Below are 12,181 nucleotides of genomic sequence, written 5' to 3' on the forward strand. Positions count from 1 at the left end.
CTGCTTGCATTGAGCAAATCAGTGGTGAATCAAAAAGTGGTTTTCATCGTCAGGTAAACGGCGCCACGGTCCTCAGTCGTGGCACCCCCACCGGAGAAGGCCGAGTAGCCGCCGCCGTAACAGGCGTAGTTTTCATTACCGCTAAAGGCATTGGGTGTGGAGCCGTCGCCGCTGCCGGCATTGGCCGCACCGGTGCTCAAACCACTGGCGTCGCACTTGTCGGTCTTGCCGAAGGAGTCCACATACTTCAGGTCGACGAAGTATTTGTTGTACACAACGGCCCCCACGCCCACGGCATAGTTACCGGTGTCTTTGGCACCGCCACCGGACACCGGTGAGACGCCGTCAAGGCCGACGTTGATGGACATCGGTGCGTTGAGATCGACCCCCGGAAACACCTGGTACCAGGTCGGTGTGAAGTTGACCGCGATACCCCAGTTGTCCCGGGTCGGCTGGTCGATGCCGCGATAGGTGTCCTTGCCCTTGTAGAGCGCTTCGTTCTTGCTATCGAGCTTGAGCAAGTTGCTGTAGTACAACTCGGCGAGCAGGCTGGCCGAATCAAACACCGGTGTTTTCGGGAAGGTCATCAGGCCGTTGAGCGTCCAGTGCAAGGTGTCACCGGTGGCACCCATGCTGTCGCCCTTTTGCGGGGTGTCATAGATCACTCCGGTGGCCGCCGTGCGGGCCGGCAACAGCCCCAGACCTGTGCCCAAACCTCGCGGCCCTGTCGAACTGACAACGGCGGGAATACTGGCCAGCGGCATGTTGTGACGAATGTTCAGGTCCGAACCGACACTGATACCACCCACGTCCTTGGACAGGCTCAGGCCGAAGATCTGAATGTTGTCGGCATAGGCCAGTTGATAGGTGCTGGTGCTCAACGAATTGAGGGTGTTGACCACCGCCGGCACCATGCCGGCAGGCGGGGTACCGTTGGGATTAGCCGAGGTCAGCCCGGTGGCGTTCAGCCAGGCTTGCGGCAGGATCTCCGAAGTATTGCGGTAGTAAACGCCGAGGGTGCCATCCAGCCAGGCCGGCGACCACTTGGCCATCACGCCCCAGTCTCCGCGCTTGTCCGGCGTCAGGTCGTGACCGCGACGCACATTGGTCAGCCCGTTGCAGGGCGCCAGACCACAACCCAGCGGACTGCCCGGCACCACGCCATTGGTGTTGCCCAGCAGGAACGACTGCGCACCGAAGCCGACCAGATCGGAACCGCCATAGTAAGTACCGGCTTCAGGCAGGCGCGCGGCATCCCAATCGAGGAAATACTGAGCGCCCACGGTCAACTCGGGATTGACGGTGAACGACATCGACAACTGGTTACGCGGAACGAACAATTCCTTGGCTTCGGTACCGGGCGAGGCGGCCAGTTTGGCCAGGTCCAGGCCGGACTGGCCGTAGCTGATCGAGTGCACCGGGTTGAGGATGGTTTCACCCCAGAACACGTTGTGTTGACCGGCCTTGACACTCAACAGCGACTCCTCGCCCACTTCGGTGCTGTAGAACACGAAGGCGTCGAGAATTTCGCCGGATGGACCGCTGTAGTAACGCTGGGCGTAGTTGCTCAGGTGCGGACTGCCATTGCCGACATTGTCGCCGGTGACCCCGGCCAGGCGCGGATCGTTGGCGACCAGACCCGACCGTGCGTCATTGCCATTAACGAACGGGTTGGAATTGGAACCGGTGTTCTCGTAGGCCTTGTCGTACCAAGTGGCGGCACTGACGCGAAAGCCCATGGCGTTCTGGTAAACCACATCCATCTCGGTCAACAGGTCAACGCGGTTGGTGATGTTGGTTCCGGCCTTGCGGAAGTTGTAGTCGCCATCGTTGTTGTTCGGTGTCGCCAACATGCGCTTGTCGGCGCTTTCGGTGCGTACGCCGTAGTTGTACTTCACGGTGTTATCAAAACGCACGGTCCAGTCCGGGTTACCGGTGTCGAGTTCGACCGCATGGGCAACCGGCACGGCGGCGGCCAGAATGGCCGTGGCCAACAAGGTGTAACGCGAGGTTGCGAACCCGTGACTCTTATTGTTGTGCATTGCGTTGTCTCCGCCTTTTTGTATTTGTTTTAAGCGCAGCCGCCCTCGCGCACCCTCTTGTTCCAGGGGTTTGCGTTTTTCAGGAGTGAGGGCAAATGCCGGATGGATGCGGCCAACCGGCGTCTGAATTAGCGATCCAGTTCCAGGATCAATGCTTCGGCTTGCGGCCAGTGGCCAAACCCTGCAACTGGATTGAGATGACCCACCTCGCCTACGTTGAGCAGTTTGCTGCCCCAGCCTTCAGCCAGGCGAGTGACAGCGTCCAGGCTGGCGAGGTGGTCGTTGGTACTGGCGGCCACCAGACTGCGGAACGGCAGTGGCGCTTTTGGTAGAGGATTCCAACCCTGGGTGCGCAGGGTTTCAGCGGATGGGTAGCCTTGCGGCCAGTGAGCATCGAGATCTGGAGGGGTGGCCAGCAGCGCGCCCTTGATCGGCCGACTGTGCTGTGCGGCCCAGTGCGCGACCATCAGCACACCGGCGCTGTGAGCGACCAGAATCACCGGTCCTTCGATCTGCTCCAGCGCATGCTGAATCGCTTCGACCCGCTTGGCGCAGTCGAGCTTGTCGGTTTCCAGCGGCGGCACACTGCGCACCTTGCACAGCCTTGCCTCAAGCAGCGTTTGCCAATGCTCGGCAACGTGCTCGCGCAGACCCGGTACGATCAGAACGGTTGCGACAGTTTGCAGTTTGTCCACTTCAACACCTTCGCTTTCTCGATGACTCGACTGGCTCTATTCGCCAGGGGCTTTTTGTAGGACTGACATTAAAGAGCGCCCACCCAAGGCGCTTTTCATTGGACGTCAGGCACTTTTCTTTTCATGACAAATTTCCAGATGTTGGCGTGCCCCGACCATTGGTCGAAAAACCCCGCAGCTTCGCTGTGGGTCACTGTAATCAATGGGTGAGCGTCGATTGCTTGAGGACAGCGGAGGTGGTTCTGGACAGAATCGGGCGAGCGCCCTCGACAACGTCACAACTGTTCAATTGCTGATGTGCTGGATATAGTCGCCACGCTCATCTGAATCGCAACCGGCCCAGGAAAGACCTTCGCATGCCCAAGCTTGTTCGCGCCGCCGTCTTGACCAACTACCTGGAGGTCACCCAGTACCTGGGATTCAATCCGCGCGATGTGCTGGCCGGCGTCGGCCTGAGCAAAGCGCTGCTGCAAGCGCCCGAACACCGCATCCCCATTGATGCCGCCGTACGCCTGCTGGAAGATTCAGCCGCCGCCAGTGGCTGTCAGAGCTTCGGCCTGAGCATGGCCGAGTCGCGCCAGCTCTCGGACTTCGGTGTGGTCAGCCTGCTGCTCAGCCACCAGCGAACGTTGCGTGATGCGTTGCAAGTGTTGGTGCATTACCGTCATCTGATGAACGACTCGCTGGCCCTCTTCATCGAAGAGGCCGGCAAGATGGTGATTATTCGCGAGGAGGTGGTCACCGAATCGCCGATGCCCTGCCGGCAAGCCAATGAACTGGCCATCGGGGTGATGTTCCGCCTGTGCGCCGCCCTGCTCGGCACCCACTGGCACCCTTACAGCGTCAACTTCACGCACCAGCCTCCCGACAACCTGCAACTGCATCGCCGTCTGTTTGGTTGCACGCTGGAATTCGGCAGCGAGTTCAACGGCATTGTCTGCTCCGACGCCAGCCTCGACGTGACCAATCCCAATGCCGACCCGGCCATGGCGCGCTACGCCCAGAGTTATCTTGACTCGCTGCTGAGTCACGAAGGTCCCTCGATGCTGTTCGAGGTGCGCAAAGCCATCTACCTGCTGCTGCCGATGGGACGCGCCACCATCGAGCAAATCGCCCAGACCCAGGGCATGAACGTACGCACCCTGCAGCGTCGCCTGAAAGACGACGGCTGCGCCTTCAACGACCTGATCAACGACGTGCGCCGCGACCTGGTGCTGCGCTACCTGGAAAACCCGAGTTATTCGTTGGGGCGCATTGCCGACATGCTCGGCTATTCGATGGCGAGTTCTTTCACACGCTGGTTCATCACCCAGTTCGGCATGCCGCCCGCCGCATGGCGCAGCGCGCAAAAGCAAACCTCTAAATCTCTCTCTGGTTCCAAAGAATCTTGAGCCAGCCGACCGGCGAATAATCCATCGCTGGCGCGAGCAAAAAGTCCGCAGCGGATTAGCGGATGCGTCTCCCTGTTGCCCCCTTCTCCCTCCGCATTCATTGCCTGAAGGCTTTTCTGACAGCCGCAGGCTTCAAGCATCCCATCCTGATCCTACAAGCGATTAAGTCGCGACTGGCAGCGTCCCCTGTCCCCCAGCGCGCATCGTAGTCCACAGAAACCGATTACTGATCTGGCGCCCAGGGATGGGCTTTACGCTAAAGGAATGCGTTCATGGAAAAGGACTTTGGGGGTCACCACTGCGCCGTCTGCCGCGACCGCGCACTGGCGGAACGGGCCCGAAAACCCGGATTTCGACCAGACCCGGTGGAAGAACAACGCAAATACGACGAAATGATGGCCCGGCAACGGGCACTGGAAGACCAAGGTAATGCTGCCTGGGAAGCCAAGGAAGCGCGCGAAGAAGCCACCCACGTGAAGATCACCCTGCGTATCGGGGTGTTTTTCGATGGCACTGGCAATAACCCGTTCAATGTAGAGATGGGGCGTAAGTGCGGGGCTCATCATCCGGTGTCGGCGCAGGATATGGATGGGAGTTGTAAGCCGTATATGCAGGATCCTGACAGTAGTTATGGGGGGGAAGTGACGAATGTTAAGCGGTTGCATGAGTTGTATGCGGAATCTAATGACTCGCAAAAAATCATCCAGAAAAAACTGGCATTCGATAGGGTCTATGTCGAAGGTATCGGCACGATTGCAGGCGGGCAAGACAATCTGCTGGGCATGGCTTTTGGTCGGGGCGAGACCGGGATCGAGGCCAGAGTGTTTCAGGCGTTCGGTCGAATCAAGCAACGGTTACACACTTTTCATGAACTCTACCCGGACATCCAAATCAGCTCTTTGGTCTTCGATGTTTTCGGCTTTAGCCGCGGTGCCGCCGCCGCCCGGCACTTCGCCTGCTTGTGTCTGGCCAGAATCAACAGTCCATTGACAGATACCCTGTACCTGCCGAACAGCTTGTTCGCCCGAGGTTTTAGCAAGGTATTTGGTGAAGGGATCAACACCGGATTTGTCGGCTTGTTCGACACCGTTGCGTCCGTGGGTGGGCTGAGTAATCTGGGGGATGTGCGCAGTCCTGCAGCCCCTGGGGTCAAGTTGTACTTGATGCCGCAACATTTCCCCAATGTGCTGCAACTGATGGCACGGGACGAGTACCGCGCCAACTTTGCCCTCAACAAGGTCGGCCCGGACCATCTGGATATCAGCTTGCCAGGCGCTCACTCGGATATTGGCGGTGGTTACCGCGATGATATCGAAGAGTGCCTGTTACTCAGCCCCATGCAAGCCCTGGAAGTTAGCGAATTCGCCGACGTAAAAACCACCTCAATCTACCGCGATGCCCAACGGGAACGGGCGAATTGGCACGCCAAGGGCTGGCCACTGGAGATGCTGGAACTGGTCACCCCTGATCCGGTAATGCTGCTGCCTGAACCAAGAGAGCAGAACGCGCCAAAACAAAAGCGGGTATTTGTCGGGTTGCAGCTACGGCGCAAGGTCAGTGCCGGGCTTTCGCGGGTGTATCTGCGGGTGATGTATGAAGCGGCCAAAAAGCATGGGGTTGAGTTTGACGATATTCGGCAACGTGCTGCATTGGCACCACCCGCCGAACTTCAGCCCTTGTGCGAACGGTTTGTCGCAGGTGATTACCTCATTACCGCCGCCGAGGAGCAGTTGCTGAAGCTGCACTACATCCACCTGTCAGCGCACTGGACCCCGACTTTCCTCTCTGGACCTCGCATCACCCGATTTGAAATGGTCTACGTCAATGCCCCCACGACGGATGCCGTACGGGTATATCACCCTCATGTACCGGAATGGACGCTGCGACCATGAACTTCCTGTTTGCACTATTAGCCATGTTGTCGATGAGCGCCTGCCAAGCCGTTGATCCTCTGTCGGCCAAAAATGATTACAAACTCCCTTGGTGGGGCATTGGCTTCACTGAGCCCGCGCATATGACGGTATGGGTCGAGACCTCCGCTGTCGAGGATATAAAGGGACGGATAATTTACGATATCGCGGCAGGCGCAGCAGCTCGCAGCGACCACGAGAATGGAACCGAAAATGCACGGGGCTGGGTGGGCATTGGCGGTTCCGGCATGCCGGTGGTAGGCGCCGACCTGCCGAAACGCATCTTTGTGCGCTGGCAATCGATTGTCGAGCGCAAGACCTACGCGGGCTGGATCGATATCTCCGAGTCCACCCGCGACATCATGCGCAACTCGACCGCCCGGCGTTGCCACAAGACCCCTGAGTTTACCGCCAACCCGAGTGCGGCCCTGAATCTGGGACTGGCACCGGGCGGCATCATCCAGGTCTGGGTCTGGGACGACTGTTTCCGCGCCCACAAGGTCGACCGAGGGCAAGTTGGCATCGAGCCGTTAGGTCCCGATCAAGGCAAGTACAACGGCTTCTACGGCAAGATCAAAGACTCTTCCAAACGCTACATCGAACATTTTGGCATTCCCTATGGCAGTTGGTGATGAGGTGTCTTTGCCCCAATAAAAAAACGGCGACTGCTGGCACAGTCGCCGTAAAAGAACCGGTGTTTGAGACACCGGCCGAGGAGTCCTGTGTGCCTACATTCCCCAACGCAGCAACAGCAATACCAGCACGACAAGGAACGCTGTCTCCCCCACCATCAGCAAGATGGGTTTGATGCCGACAGCGGCCAACTCCTTGAGCTGAGTCTTCATGCCCAGGGCGCTGATGGAAACCACCAGGCACCAACGCGACAATTCATTGACCGATCCCTGCACCACCGGAGCTATCCAACCGGTGCTGTTGATACAAGCCAGAATCAGAAACCCGACGGCGAACCACGGCAGCAGCGGCGGCCGCTTGCCGGCCGGGTCGGCGCCCTGCATGCGGGTAATCATCGCGGCGCAGACGATCACCGGCAGCAGCATGGCAACCCGCATCAGCTTGATCACCGTGGCCGTATCGCCGGTCTCGGTCGACATGCTGTAACCGGCACCGACGACTTGGGCGACATCGTGGATGGTCGCCCCCAAGAACACGCCCGCCACTTGCGGCGACAACGACAGCCAATTGGCAATCATCGGGTACACGATCATCGCCAGGGTCGACAGCGCCGACACCCCGATCACCGTGAATAACGTTGCACGTTCTTTCTGCGGATGGTTCGGCAATGCCGCCGCCAGCGCCAACGCCGCCGACGCACCACAAATCGCGGTGGCCCCACCGGTGAGCATGCCGAACAAACGCTGGAATCCCAGCGCCTTGGCCGCGATCACCGAGACGCCGATCGTCACCACCACCACAATCACCACCAGCGCCACAGGCTTCCAGCCCAGCGCGGCAATCTGTTCGAGCGTGATGCGCATGCCCAGCAACGCCACGCCAATGCGCAACACAGTGCGTGCCGTGAACTCGATGCCCGCCTTGCAGGCGCTGTCACCGGCCAGGAAGTTCAGCGCCATGCCCAACAGCAAGGCAAACAGCATCACCGGCGCGCCGTAATGCTCGGACAAAAAAGACGCAGCCGCCGCGACGATCAGACTGACGGCAAAACCCGGCGCCAACTCGCGCGTTCGGCTATGGATACGGGTAAGAGCGATGGTGCTCATGGCACGGATTCCTCGGGAACGATGACGATGAATGCCTGGCCGTCGATGATCTCGACCGGGTAATTGGCGACTTTTAGCTGGGTTGAATTGAGCAAGTAACCGCTGCGCAGATCGAAGCGCAGGCCATGGGCACAGCATTGAATCACCCGCCCCTCAAGGCGCCCGCCACACAGTGAGGCACCCTGGTGCGGGCAACTGTCGTCGATGGCGAACAGGTCACCTTCGACGTTGAATAACGCCAGGCTTTTGCCATCGAATTCGAACAGCGCACGACCACCGGCCTGCGGGAGTTTTCCGACAGGCACAGGGATACGAAAACTCATGCCGGTTGCCGCTCATGAGCACTTTTGAGCAAGGCTTCGCACATGGCGTCAAGCAACACTTCGGCAGGCTGTGCGCCCACCACCGTCAGGCGATTGTCGAACCGGAAACTGGGCACGCCGTTGGTGGCCCCGGGGAATCCATCAAAGGGACTGGCGTCGCCCAGCAAGCAGTCAGACACGGTGTCCGCTTCAACGCCGCACGACCGGGCAGTGGCGATCAAGGTCTCACGGCAACCCAGGTCCTCGCCGTTCTGGAAATACGCCGCGAACAAACGCTCAAGCAAGTCATCACGCAGTTCAATATTGCCCAACACGCTGACACGCTCCAGCAGACGATGGGCATCCGCGGTGTTGGGCATCGTCGTGATGCGGCTCAAGTCGATGGCCAGCCCGACCTCCATCGCAGCCTGCTGCACCTGGGCCTGACGCATCGCTACAACTTCAGGACTGCCCAGACGCTTGAGGTAAAAATCGGTGAAGGGTTCACCCTGTGCCGGTAGCTGCGGCAGTAATTGCACCCCGTGCCACACTGTGGTGATTTCCACGCCGGGTTGCTGGACACGCAGCAGGTCTTGCGCGCGCTCCAGTTGACGCTTGCCGATCAGGCACCACGGGCAGATGAAATCGAAAAACACATCAATACGTAAACGACCACTCACAACTTCACCTCTAATGCCGCTTTGCCAATCGAATCGTGGACTTGCTCGCCTCGAAGCCGGGCAATGTCCTTGTGGTAGTGACACTTGGCATAAAAGAACACGGCCGCTGCCGCGATGCTGACCAGTGGCACCATTTGAAAAGCTGCATGCAAACCGATGAGATCGGACACCCTGCCGGTGATGAATGGACCCGGCGCCAGCCCCAGCATGTTGTTGGCCAAGGTCAGCGTAGCGAAGGCCGTGCCGTGGACCGAGTAATGGGTCAGGTTGGCAACCATGGCTCCGCAAGGGCCGGTCGTGCCGGCGGCAATCAACATGCCCAGGCAGATCAGCAGCAATTGCACAGGCCCTGCCGGCAGTGCGAATGCCGCCGACAACAGCAGACAACTGCCCAGGCAATAGGCGATGGCCAAAGCGACTTTGCGCTCCGGCGAATGGCGACACAGTCGATCACTGAGCATGCCGCACAGGATCATTCCCGCACCGCTGCACAGCACGATGATCGCCGCGACTCCACCCGCCTTGTCGGTAGCCATGTCGTAATAACGATTGAGGTAACTGGGCATCCACACAATGACGGTGCCGCCGACGAACAGTTGCAAGCCACTGCCGATGTAGGCAGCGATCACCGAGCGGCTGGAAAACAGCGTACGCAATGGACGCTTGACCGCGGCAGCCGTCTTGTTCGCCACCTGAGCAGCACGTTGCGGGGCAATGCGTGCCTCCTTGACGATGAGCGGGTAAAGCACCGCCAGCAGCAGACCGAACAGCGACATGCCGGCGAACGACCAGCGCCAGCCAAGCTTGGCGGCGATTGCCCCGCCCAGCGCCATGCCTAATACCGAACCGAACATGCCGCCCGCCATGAACGCACTGGTCAGGGTTGCACGCATGTGTTTGGGAAACACCGAAATCACCACCGCGATGCCGACGCTGCCGTACGCCGCTTCGCCGACGCCGACCATGAACCGTGCAAAGAACATCTGCTGATAGTCCTGCGCCAATGCGCAGCCCAGCGTCGCTAGGCTCCACAGCAAAGCCATCAGCGCCAGGCTCCTGACCCGGCCGAAGCGATCCGCCAGCAATGACAGGGGAAATGTCAGCAGCCCCACCATCAGGGCGACAATGCCACTGAGCAGGCCGAGCTGACCGTCGCTCAAGGCCCATTCGCCCTTGAGCATCGGGAATACCGCGTTCAGCACCTGGCGCGACATGTAATCGGAAATCAACAAGCCGAATGTCAGTGCAAAGACGATCCAGGCATACTTGCGCGCAACGCCGACGCCACTGCAATCATCATCGTCTGCGGCGATTGGGTGAAAGGCCATGCAGCCTCCTCAAAGCTTCGTTTTATTGTTGTTATCAAGCGTGTTGCAGTGCAGCGAGCGGGAAGCCATTGACCTCCCGCTTCGTCTGCCGATCAGCCGCGTTGCGGCACACCTTTCTGCCCGGCCTTGCGGTTGGGGGCCATGCCATTGGCCAACAGGGTTTCTTCGATACTTTGGTACTGCACGCCGATGCGGTAGATCAGGCGGGCTTCTTTGCCCGTGGCGATTTCGCGACCCAGTTCATGGGCGATGCGTACGGTTTGCTTGATCTGCGCAACTGAGCCGAAACGATCGCCCTTGTGATCAATGATAGTGTCTTCATTGCCCACACGCGGGTGCATGCCCATGGCCATCGACATGGTGTTGAATGGCATGACGTTCTTGAGCAGCGACTCGGAGGTCAGGGTGCAACCGTCTGGCGCCCGGTGGATGAAGTTGAAGAAGTTGAACGGATTAGGGCCATCGAAACCGCCGCCGATACCAATCCAGGTCAGGTTCAACGGCCCCTTGTAGACGCCTTTGCGCACCAGGCGCTCAAGGGTTTCCATGGCATGCATGCCGGTCAGCTGGAAGTGCGGCTGGATGCCGTTGTCCATCAGGCGTTTGAGGTGCTCGGCGACCCAGGCCGGGCCGGCCGGTACGGTCATCTCGCTATACGCCGCCTGATAGGCAGGATTGGCCAGGGACGTGCCTTCCAGGTACTCCGGATACAGCAGTTCCATGATGTTCATCTGGGTGGTGTTGATGGCCACCGTGACCTGATCCGGTTTTGGCGTCAGCTCGGCCAGCATGTGACGAGTATCGTCAGACAGCCACTTGGCGGCTTCGCCATCGCTTTCCGGCGCGAAGGAAATCGAACCACCGACCTGGATGATCATGTCCGGCACGGCTTCACGCACACCGGCGATCAATTCGTTGAACTTGGACAGACGCTTGGAACCCTTGCCGTCCAATTCACGCACGTGCAGGTGCAATACCGTTGCCCCCGCCTCATAACAATCAACCGCCTTCTGCACCTGCTCATCCATGGTCAGCGGGATGTCTTCAGGGAAGTCTTCCGGCATCCATTCCGGGCCATACGGGGCCACGGTGATGACCACCTTTTCCATGTTTTCCGGGTGCAGGGAATCGTCGAAGAATTGCATGAGTTACTCCTATTCTTATGATTGTTACGCACGCCCAGATCGTGCCGGGCAGGCGTGTTTACGAGTGCGAATGCAGCGGCGGTCGATCAGTAAGTCTTGTCGCCGATGATGCCGGCGCGCTCCATCTTGCGATGGCACGGCGGGTAATCCATGACGGCGTAGTGCTGGGTGCTGCGGTTGTCCCAGATGGCGATGCTGTTGGGTTTCCAGCGCCAGCGCACTTGATACTCGGGGATGTAGGCCTGGCTGATCAGGTAGCGCAGCAGCTCACTTGCGCCCGGATTGGCGTCCTGGCCGAAGCGCACCCGCTCGGGGGTGTGGTAGTTGCTCAAGTGCGTCGTAAAGGCGTTGACGAACAACACCTTTTCGCCGGTTTCCGGGTGGGTGCGCACCACCGGATGCTCGGCATCCGGGTACATCGCCTTGAGCGCCAGGCGCTTTTCAATCGGCATGGCCGCGCCAAAGCTCGCCTCGATACTGTGGCGGGCACGCAGGTCGGCGATCTTCACTTTCACGTCTTCCGGCAAGCGCGCATAGGCCTCGACCATGTTGACCCACATGGTGTCGCCGCCCACCGGCGGGCACTCTACGCAGCGCAGCACGCAACCCATCGGGGGCGCCTCGCGCCAGGTAGCGTCGGTATGCCAGGCGTTTTCGTAACGGTCCATTGGCTGGTCCGGCCGCTTGTAGATGCGCACCAGCCCTGGATGATCCGGATCACTGCCGGCCACCGGATGATCTTCCAGCTCGCCAAAGCGCCGGGCGAATGCCACATGCTCGTCGCGAGTGATGTCCTGATCACGCAGAAACACCACCCGATGCTTGAGCAGTTGAGCACGAATCTCGGCAAAAAGACCGTCGTCATGCACCGCGTCGGCGAGGTTGACGCCCACCAGCTCCGCGCCAATGCTGCAGGTCAATTGTTCGACTTTCATGGCAGACAACTCCC

The 12,181-nt window shown here is 59.6% G+C and carries 11 protein-coding genes; 3 read left to right on the forward strand and 8 right to left on the reverse strand.

Features of this window, described 5'->3' with window-relative positions; all coding sequences use genetic code 11:
• Positions 1 to 29: 29 nt before the first annotated feature.
• Both AB4O41_RS05390 and AB4O41_RS05395 read right to left on the reverse strand, forming a co-directional pair.
• On the reverse strand, positions 30 to 2,042 hold the full coding sequence (locus AB4O41_RS05390) for a DUF1302 domain-containing protein (protein ID WP_460146592.1): 2,013 nt from the start codon (positions 2,040 to 2,042) through the stop codon (positions 30 to 32).
• 128 nt (positions 2,043 to 2,170) lie between these two features.
• Positions 2,171 to 2,737, reverse strand: a complete 567-nt coding sequence (locus AB4O41_RS05395) for an RBBP9/YdeN family alpha/beta hydrolase (protein ID WP_460146593.1) — start codon at positions 2,735 to 2,737, stop codon at positions 2,171 to 2,173.
• A gap of 356 nt (positions 2,738 to 3,093) precedes the next feature.
• Here AB4O41_RS05395 and AB4O41_RS05400 point away from each other — a divergent pair, with 356 nt between their 5' ends.
• The 3 genes from AB4O41_RS05400 (at position 3,094) to AB4O41_RS05410 (ending at position 6,670) form a co-directional block, all read left to right on the forward strand.
• Positions 3,094 to 4,128, forward strand: a complete 1,035-nt coding sequence (locus AB4O41_RS05400; protein ID WP_460146594.1) for an AraC family transcriptional regulator — start codon at positions 3,094 to 3,096, stop codon at positions 4,126 to 4,128.
• 272 nt (positions 4,129 to 4,400) lie between these two features.
• On the forward strand, positions 4,401 to 6,020 hold the full coding sequence (locus tag AB4O41_RS05405; protein WP_460146595.1) for a phospholipase effector Tle1 domain-containing protein: 1,620 nt from the start codon (positions 4,401 to 4,403) through the stop codon (positions 6,018 to 6,020).
• Positions 6,017 to 6,670: a DUF2931 family protein gene (locus tag AB4O41_RS05410; RefSeq protein ID WP_460146596.1), complete on the forward strand. Its 654-nt coding sequence runs from the start codon at positions 6,017 to 6,019 to the stop codon at positions 6,668 to 6,670. Before AB4O41_RS05405 ends, AB4O41_RS05410 begins: the two co-directional genes overlap by 4 nt.
• A 96-nt stretch (positions 6,671 to 6,766) precedes the next feature.
• On the opposite strand, the gene AB4O41_RS05415 is transcribed toward AB4O41_RS05410, so the two are convergent.
• The 6 genes from AB4O41_RS05415 to AB4O41_RS05440 form a co-directional block, all read right to left on the reverse strand.
• Positions 6,767 to 7,777, reverse strand: coding sequence for a YeiH family protein (locus AB4O41_RS05415; RefSeq protein ID WP_460146597.1), 1,011 nt, complete (start codon positions 7,775 to 7,777; stop codon positions 6,767 to 6,769).
• Complete coding sequence (locus tag AB4O41_RS05420) at positions 7,774 to 8,100, reverse strand: Rieske (2Fe-2S) protein (RefSeq protein WP_460146598.1); 327 nt, start codon at positions 8,098 to 8,100, stop codon at positions 7,774 to 7,776. The genes AB4O41_RS05415 and AB4O41_RS05420 overlap by 4 nt, the downstream gene beginning before the upstream one ends.
• The gene (locus tag AB4O41_RS05425; RefSeq protein WP_460146599.1) at positions 8,097 to 8,759 is read right to left on the reverse strand and encodes a DsbA family oxidoreductase; all 663 of its coding nucleotides are present in this window, start codon (positions 8,757 to 8,759) and stop codon (positions 8,097 to 8,099) included. Before AB4O41_RS05425 ends, AB4O41_RS05420 begins: the two co-directional genes overlap by 4 nt.
• Positions 8,756 to 10,087 carry an MFS transporter gene (locus AB4O41_RS05430; protein WP_460146600.1) on the reverse strand — a complete coding sequence of 444 codons (1,332 nt, stop codon included), beginning with the start codon at positions 10,085 to 10,087 and terminating at the stop codon, positions 8,756 to 8,758. Before AB4O41_RS05430 ends, AB4O41_RS05425 begins: the two co-directional genes overlap by 4 nt.
• Positions 10,088 to 10,179: 92 nt before the next feature.
• Complete coding sequence (locus AB4O41_RS05435) at positions 10,180 to 11,232, reverse strand: beta-keto acid cleavage family enzyme (protein WP_460146601.1); 1,053 nt, start codon at positions 11,230 to 11,232, stop codon at positions 10,180 to 10,182.
• 86 nt (positions 11,233 to 11,318) lie between these two features.
• The gene (locus AB4O41_RS05440; RefSeq protein ID WP_460146602.1) at positions 11,319 to 12,167 is read right to left on the reverse strand and encodes a TauD/TfdA dioxygenase family protein; all 849 of its coding nucleotides are present in this window, start codon (positions 12,165 to 12,167) and stop codon (positions 11,319 to 11,321) included.
• Between the last annotated feature and the right edge of the window lie 14 nt (positions 12,168 to 12,181).

It is taken from the genome of Pseudomonas sp. S2_A02 (assembly GCF_054668495.1).

Excerpts from the sequence above, each read along its gene's own strand:
- AB4O41_RS05390 (WP_460146592.1), bottom strand. The coding sequence starts at position 2,042 with ATGCACAACAATAAGAGTCACGGGTTCGCAACCTCGCGTTACACCTTG.
- AB4O41_RS05400 (WP_460146594.1), top strand. The coding sequence starts at position 3,094 with ATGCCCAAGCTTGTTCGCGCCGCCGTCTTGACCAACTACCTGGAGGTC.
- AB4O41_RS05405 (WP_460146595.1), top strand. The coding sequence starts at position 4,401 with ATGGAAAAGGACTTTGGGGGTCACCACTGCGCCGTCTGCCGCGACCGC.
- AB4O41_RS05410 (WP_460146596.1), top strand. The coding sequence starts at position 6,017 with ATGAACTTCCTGTTTGCACTATTAGCCATGTTGTCGATGAGCGCCTGC.
- AB4O41_RS05415 (WP_460146597.1), bottom strand. The coding sequence starts at position 7,777 with ATGAGCACCATCGCTCTTACCCGTATCCATAGCCGAACGCGCGAGTTG.
- AB4O41_RS05420 (WP_460146598.1), bottom strand. The coding sequence starts at position 8,100 with ATGAGTTTTCGTATCCCTGTGCCTGTCGGAAAACTCCCGCAGGCCGGT.
- AB4O41_RS05430 (WP_460146600.1), bottom strand. The coding sequence starts at position 10,087 with ATGGCCTTTCACCCAATCGCCGCAGACGATGATGATTGCAGTGGCGTC.
- AB4O41_RS05435 (WP_460146601.1), bottom strand. The coding sequence starts at position 11,232 with ATGCAATTCTTCGACGATTCCCTGCACCCGGAAAACATGGAAAAGGTG.
- AB4O41_RS05440 (WP_460146602.1), bottom strand. The coding sequence starts at position 12,167 with ATGAAAGTCGAACAATTGACCTGCAGCATTGGCGCGGAGCTGGTGGGC.